Annotated in this window: 7 protein-coding genes; all 7 read right to left on the bottom strand. The window is 30.3% G+C overall.

The annotated features are described in order from the left end of the window. Positions 1-884, bottom strand: an 884-nt coding sequence (gene queA / locus COZ07_RS09380) for an S-adenosylmethionine:tRNA ribosyltransferase-isomerase (protein ID WP_406608303.1), incomplete at its 3' end; no start/stop codon positions are given. A 20-nt stretch (positions 885-904) separates the two neighbouring features. Then, a complete protein-coding gene (locus COZ07_RS09375) occupies positions 905-2311 on the bottom strand; it encodes a SpoIID/LytB domain-containing protein (protein ID WP_406608302.1) in 1407 nt (468 codons plus the stop codon). 195 nt (positions 2312-2506) lie between these two features. After that, positions 2507-3532 carry a Holliday junction branch migration DNA helicase RuvB gene (gene ruvB / locus COZ07_RS09370; protein ID WP_406608301.1) on the bottom strand — a complete coding sequence of 342 codons (1026 nt, stop codon included), beginning with the start codon at positions 3530-3532 and terminating at the stop codon, positions 2507-2509. A 70-nt stretch (positions 3533-3602) separates the two neighbouring features. Beyond that, positions 3603-4190 (bottom strand): Holliday junction ATP-dependent DNA helicase RuvA, encoded by a 588-nt coding sequence (gene ruvA / locus COZ07_RS09365; RefSeq protein WP_406608300.1) that lies wholly within the window; start codon positions 4188-4190, stop codon positions 3603-3605. A 445-nt stretch (positions 4191-4635) separates the two neighbouring features. Continuing rightward, positions 4636-5106: a crossover junction endodeoxyribonuclease RuvC gene (gene ruvC / locus COZ07_RS09360; RefSeq protein WP_406608299.1), complete on the bottom strand. Its 471-nt coding sequence runs from the start codon at positions 5104-5106 to the stop codon at positions 4636-4638. Next, positions 5103-5867, bottom strand: a complete 765-nt coding sequence (locus COZ07_RS09355) for a YebC/PmpR family DNA-binding transcriptional regulator (RefSeq protein WP_406608298.1) — start codon at positions 5865-5867, stop codon at positions 5103-5105. The genes ruvC and COZ07_RS09355 overlap by 4 nt, the downstream gene beginning before the upstream one ends. 297 nt (positions 5868-6164) lie before the next feature. Continuing rightward, on the bottom strand, positions 6165-6881 hold the full coding sequence (nadE, locus tag COZ07_RS09350) for an NAD(+) synthase (RefSeq protein ID WP_406608297.1): 717 nt from the start codon (positions 6879-6881) through the stop codon (positions 6165-6167). Positions 6882-6964 lie beyond the last annotated feature (83 nt).

Here is a 6964-nt window from a genome sequence, read left to right as displayed (position 1 = left end):
ATCAATACATCTATAACTTTAAATTTATATCCGGGATAAATAAATATCTCACTCCACCTACTACCACTTATAACTTCATCCTTATCAATATTAAAAGCTGATTCTAAGGCACGCGTTGTGGTAGTCCCTACTGAAATAATCCGTCTTTTTTCACGTCGGGCTTGATTAATTTTTTCAACAACATTAGGAGAAACATCATAAAACTCTGAATCCATTTTATGTTCTTCTACTTTTGAAACTCTTATAGGTTCAAAAGTTCCTCGACCAATATGCAAAGTTAAATAAGCTATTTCAACGCCTTTATAAGTAAGTTCTCCTAATAAGGGTTTAGTAAAATGAAACCCGGCAGTGGGAGCAGCTATTGAACCTTCTTGAAGGGCATAAACCGTTTGATAGTCATCTTTTTTCTTCAATTTTTCCTTAATATAAGGTGGAGTGGGCATTTGTCCAATTTTATTTAGTACCTCTTTAAAATTACCTCTAAAAACAAATTGAATAAAATAGCTGCCTTTTTCTTGGTCTTTACCTTCTATTATCCCCTCTAATTCAGCTCCAAAGATTATTTTAGTGCCTAAATGAATAATCTTCCCTGGTTTTACTAAAACTTCCCAATATTTATCTTTTAAAAACTTAAGAAGCAAAATTTCTACTTTTCCCTTAGTATTTTCTTTAAAACCATATAATCTTACTGGTAATACTTTAGTATTATTTAAAACTAAAAGATCTCCTTCTTTAAGATAATCTCTAATATCTTTAAAAATTTTATGATGGATTTCTTTTTTACATCGATTTAAAATCATCAAACGACTATGATCTCTTGGTCTAATTGGCCTTTGAGCAATAAAGCCCGGAGGAAGGTAATAATCAAATTCTTTTAATTGCATTTTCTACCTATTTATCTATTTTAATATTCTTTTATAATTTTTATTCCTTTATAATAATACTTTAATATATCTTGGTATCTGGCTCCTTGAACGGACATACCGTAAGCACCCCATTGTGACATTCCAACTCCATGTCCATTCCCTAAACCAGAGAACAAAAAAGTTAAAGGAACATCTATTTTATCGATTTTATCGATTTCCACCTCATCTACTGCCTCTTCCTTCTTATTTTCTTCCTTCCTCTTCTTCATTAATTCAATTAATTCCTTAATAGTCCAATCTTTTTTTTGTTCTAAAATATCTTTTATTGATCCTTCTTGATCTTCTTTCTTCTCAATTCTCTCTTTACTTTCCGTATTATTCATAATATTTAATTCTTTCCCTATTACCTTAATATCAAAAAGAGTACTTCTGATTAAATCTAGCCCAATTAATCTTCTTAAATCATTGGCTTTTATATAAATAATTTCATTATTCTCAGAGGTGAAAGCTAATTCATTTATCCTGCCAGTTTCGCCTTTTTTAGCTATTTTAATAGAAGCAACAGAATCTATTTTATAACCTTCTTCTTGTAGTTTCTCCGTTAAATTTTTTTCATTTATAGAATACTCCCAGGTATGATGGGGTGAAGAAACTTTTTCTTCAAATATTGATTTTACACTTCTTAAATAAGGTATATAACTTCCCCAAACATTTTCACTGTCCTCGGTATAGCCCCCACTATCAGAATGATAAACTGCATTAATTGGTTTTCCATTATAAACCATAACTAAACCTCTTGTTTCGTCAACCGCCTTATTAGTTAAAGTATCTTCATGATTTACTCCTCCATAAGCTTGACTATTGGTAGTAGCGCAGATATTATAGTCTTTATCAATATATTTATTCATATTAATAGTAAAGATAGCAAAAGTTCTAGAGGCAATAGCTTGAGCTTTTAAGGCTTCTGCTGGCCACTGAGGAGATATTTCTTTTTTTAAAACTCCATAAAGATATTCTTCCATACTTATAATATTAATAATATTTAATTTTCTAGAAACTTTATCAATATCTACTTCAATATCCCCTCGATATCGATACTTTTGTCCATTAATTAAAACTATAATTTTAGTTTTTCCCACTGGAACAATTTTTATAGGACCAGAATAAACACTTTTCCCTAAAATTTCTATCCCTTTTTCATGAGGCAACATCTTAATTATCTTATTATTTTCTTCACCTATAAGAACTTCCGATTTTAAATTATAAATCTTAAAAACGCCATCTCCTGTTATATTTAATTCATCTTGATTTAAAAATATACCTACTCGAAGCAAGGGTATTTTTTCTACAGCTGAAATATTTCTATTAAATATAAAAATCCAAAAAATGCTTATCCCTAAAAATAAAAAAAACTTTTTTATCTTTCCTCTTTCTGTTTTCCCCAATTGATCTATCTCCTTTTTAAATTCTTCGTTCGTATGAGGTGTGCTCTCCTTCTTAATAAAACTTACTATTATTTTTCATAAAACTAAAAACTCAAAGCGAAAAGCGAAAAACCATAATTCAAAATTCAAAATTATTTTTCTTAATTTTAAGTTTTTAGTTTTAGTTTTGCGCTTTACACTTTACGCTATTATTTTCTATAACAATTTCCCCTGCATATCTTTTTTCCTTTTTTTATCAAAATGTTTATAAGTTAAATCTGTAGCTATTCTTCCCTTAGGTGTTCGATGAAGAAAACCCTTTTGCAAAAGATATGGTTCATAAACATCACAGATAGTATCTGCATCCTCACTAATGGAAGCAGCTAAGCTTTGTAAACCTACTGGACCACCGGAAAAATTTTCTATTATAGTAAGTAATAATTTTTTATCTATATCGCACAAGCCAAAATTATCAATTTCCATCATATTTAAACCATAATCAGCAATTTCTTCAGTAATAATTCCTTCGCCTTTTATTTGAGCATAATCACGAAGTCTCCTTAAAAGTCTATTAGCGATACGGGGAGTACCTCTCGATCTTTGAGAAATTTTTTTTACTGCTTTTTCGGTTATTTTAACTTTTAAAATTTGGGAAGATCTTATTACTACCTGTTCAATTTCATCTTCCTGATAATAACCAACTCGAGTGATAACCCCAAAGCGACTTCTTAAGGGTGAGGTAATCAACCCCGTACGGGTAGTAGCTCCAATAAGAGTAAATTTTGGTAGACTTATACGTATGGAACGTGCGCTGGGACCTTTACCAATCAGAATATCCAATTCGAAGTCTTCCATAGCGGGATATAATATCTCTTCAACTGCTCGGCTTAGTCGGTGAATTTCATCTATAAATAAAACATCATTTTCTTGTAAATTAGTAATTATTGCCGCTAAATCTCCTGCTCTTTCAATAACTGGGCCAGAAGTCATTTTAATATTGACACCCATTTCATTAGCTATTATATAAGCCAAGGTAGTTTTACCTAAGCCTGGAGGACCATATAAAAGAATATGATCAATTGGTTCTTTCCTTTTTTTAGCAGCACTTATATAAATTTTTAAATTCTTTCTAATATTCTCCTGACCAATAAATTCTTTAAAAAATTTTGGCCTTAAATTTGTATCTAAATCTGGTTCTTCTTTTCTTAACCCCAAATCAATAGTTTTTTCTTTTAATTCCATTTATTTGCTCCGTTAAATATTAAAAACACTTTTTATAATAAATCTAAAAATTAAATAAGACCAGTCATGGTTAAATAATCCTTAAGGATTCTCGAATTAATTCTTCTACCTTTAATTTTCCTTTAAATTTTTCTTGAGTTTTTTCCACTGCAGACATTGCTTTTTTGTGGGTATAACCTAATACTTTAAGAGCGTCAATAGCATCTTTTATGATCTCGGGTGTAAAACTTTTTTCTAAACTTTTCTCTATAAAAATTACCTTACTTATTTTCTCTTTCAACTCTAAAATAATTTTCTTGGCTAACTTATGACCAATTCCTACTATGGTGGTTATCGATTCTAAATCTTCTTGAAGAATTGCTTTGCTAAAATCATCAGGAGTCATTTTAGATAAAATATTTAAACCTACTTTTGGGCCTACGCCAGGTGTACCAAGCAGCAATCTAAAAAATTCTTCTTCTTTTTTACTTAAAAATCCGTATAACATTATTTTATCTTCTCTTAAATATAAATAAGTATAAATTTTAATTTTATCTCCGGTTTTTAAGACAAGATTATTATAAGTAGGAATATTAATTTTATAACCTATGCCACCTATATTTAAGATAAGATAATTTATGGCGACCGTATCAACTATTCCTTCCAGAAAAGTTATCAAATTTAAACCTCCCAAATGGGGCTTTTTAGCTAAAAACTTAAAGCTACCTGTCTGCGTGCCTGCCTGACCTGTCTGCGTGTAACGCAAAGGCAGAGCGAGTACGCTCGCAGTCAGGCAACGCACAGGCAGAAAAGCGAAAAACCATAATTTAAAACTCAAAACTTTTTCCAAATAAATTATAACTTTTAGTGTAGGGGTCGAATTTACTCGAACCATTTTTTGCGGGCTTGATAAATCAAGCCCCGGCTACCTATACGCTATTAGGGCGTATAAAATACGCCCCTACATCTTTTTATTTCTATTTTACACGATACGCGATTCTTATATACCCTATCTTTCCTCTTTCCCATCTTCTGTCTTCTCTTTACTATATACTCAATGCTATATACTATTTTCATTTCTGCATCTATTTCTTTCTTACTCTTTTCTTAACTAACGACTAAATTTAATACTTAGTATGTATATGACAAATCGCTATCGCTAAAGCATCTGCTGCATGATCAGGATGAGGAATTTTAGGTAAATTGAGTAAGACTTTAACCATCGATTGAACTTGATATTTTTCCGCCCTCCCATTTCCTACCGTAGCTTGTTTAACTTGTAATGGAGTGTACTCATAAAGTTCTAATCCCATTAAAGCAACAGTTATAGCTATCATACCTTGCACTTTACTAACTATAAGTGCAGTTTTAGTATTCTTATTAAAAAATACTTCCTCAATGCTAACTTCTTGAGGATTGTATTTTTCAATAATTTCCTTTATTTTATAATATATTTTTTTTAATCTAAGAGTAAAAGTATCTTTTTTATTAGTTACTATACATCCATAATCAATTAAGGTAATTTCCTTTTTTTCATATCGTATTAGACCGTATCCAGCATTAGCAAGTCCAGGATCAATACCTAAGATAATCACAATTTCTCCTTGCTGGTTGATATTTCTTCCATAATTTCATCGGCAATATTAAAATTAGCATAAACCTTTTGCACATCATCCTGATCTTCTAATTGTTCCATTAAATTAAGCATTTGTATTGCTTTTTTACCTTCTAAATCTACAGTAGTCTTTGGAATTAAAGTAACCTCATTAAGCAAACAATTAATACTATGTTCTTTAATTAAATTATTAAATTTTACATAATTTTCAGGTAGAGTAATAACTTCGATATTTTTCTTATCAGTCTTTACATCTTCAGCTTCTGCTTCAAGAGCCAAGTCTACAATAGTATCTTCGTCAACTTTATCTTTTTCAAAGATAAAATACCCTCTTTTATCAAACATCCATGCTACACAACCATTTTCGCCTAAGTTACCCGCATTTTTAGAAAAAATCCTTCTAATCTCTGGAGCTGTTCTATTTTTATTATCAGTCAAAGTTTCCATTAAAACTGCAACCCCTCCTGGCCCGTAACCTTCATAAATTATTTCTTCGTAAGAAACTCCTTCAGCTTCACCAGTTCCTCGTTTAACAGCTCTTTCAATATTTTCGTTGGGCATATTATTTTCTTTTGCTAATTGGATAACAGTTTTTAATTTTACATTAGCCTCAGGATCTCCTCCCCCTGAGCGAGCAGCAACAGTTATTACTCGAATTAATTTAGAAAATAATTTTCCTCTCTGATTATCCACTTTACCTTTTTTTCTTTTAATGGTACTCCATTTTGAATGTCCAGACATAATTTATTTCTCCTTATATATAAAAAATGTTAAAACAATTTTAATCTGATTTATTTTTTAATAATTTTAACATATTGGAAGATTAGTTTCAATTATCTGTCTACGTGCGAACCTGTCTGCGTGCGGACACGCACAGGCAGGCACGTACAGGCAGAGAGGAGACATTAATTAAAATTAATGGTAATTCAGGTTACTTATCATAATATTTTCTTTAGATTATAAAAAATTCTCTATATATCTAAAAGTATAAAAACATTAAAAATAAATTATGAGGAAAATTTAAATATTTTTTAAATTTTAAAAATCAGGGATTGTTGGTGTACTTCGCTTATGTTCACTGGTAATTATTTTGTTTTGAATCACTTCTTCTATCATTTTATTATTTAATTCCTCTCCATTCAAATACTTATCTAATTGCTCATAACTTACACCAATTTCCTCTTCATCGGTTTGACCTTTCCAAAGACCTGCAGAAGGAGGTTTACTAATAATTTTTTTTGGAATCCTTAAATATTCTGCTAATTCTCTAACTTGATTCTTTAACAAATTACCTAAAGGTAAAATATCTGCTCCTCCATCCCCATATTTAGTAAAATATCCCACCATTAACTCAGTTTTATTGCCCGTTCCGACAACTAAATAATTTAATTTATTAGCAAAATAATACAAAGTTATCATTCTTAATCGGGGTTTTATGTTTTCTTTTGCCAATTTAAAACTGGCCTTTTTTTCTTTACTGTCTAATAATACAGAAACAAATAAATCATATATTCCTGACAAATCAATTATTTTATAAAAAATATTAAACTTTTTAGCTAACTCTAAAGCATCATCAAGATCTTTACTTATACTGTGACAAGGCATAACTAAAGCTAAAGTATGTTTGGGAAAAACTTTTTTGCACAATACTGCTACTACTGCAGAATCAATTCCTCCACTTAATCCCAATACTACTCCTTTACCTTTTGCCATAGTTACCTTGTTTTCTATCCAATCACTTAATTCTTTTCCCAAATTTATCAATTTATCTATTCTCCAATTCACCAATTAGCCAATTCACCGATTAACCAATTCTCCAATCTACCAATTCTCCAATC

Source organism: Candidatus Infernicultor aquiphilus (genome assembly GCF_002784285.1).
In the GTDB taxonomy this organism is placed as follows: domain Bacteria; phylum Atribacterota; class Phoenicimicrobiia; order Phoenicimicrobiales; family Phoenicimicrobiaceae; genus Infernicultor; species Infernicultor aquiphilus.
The sequence above is the reverse complement of the archived record's forward strand: the minus strand, read 5'-3'. Positions and strand labels throughout refer to the sequence as shown.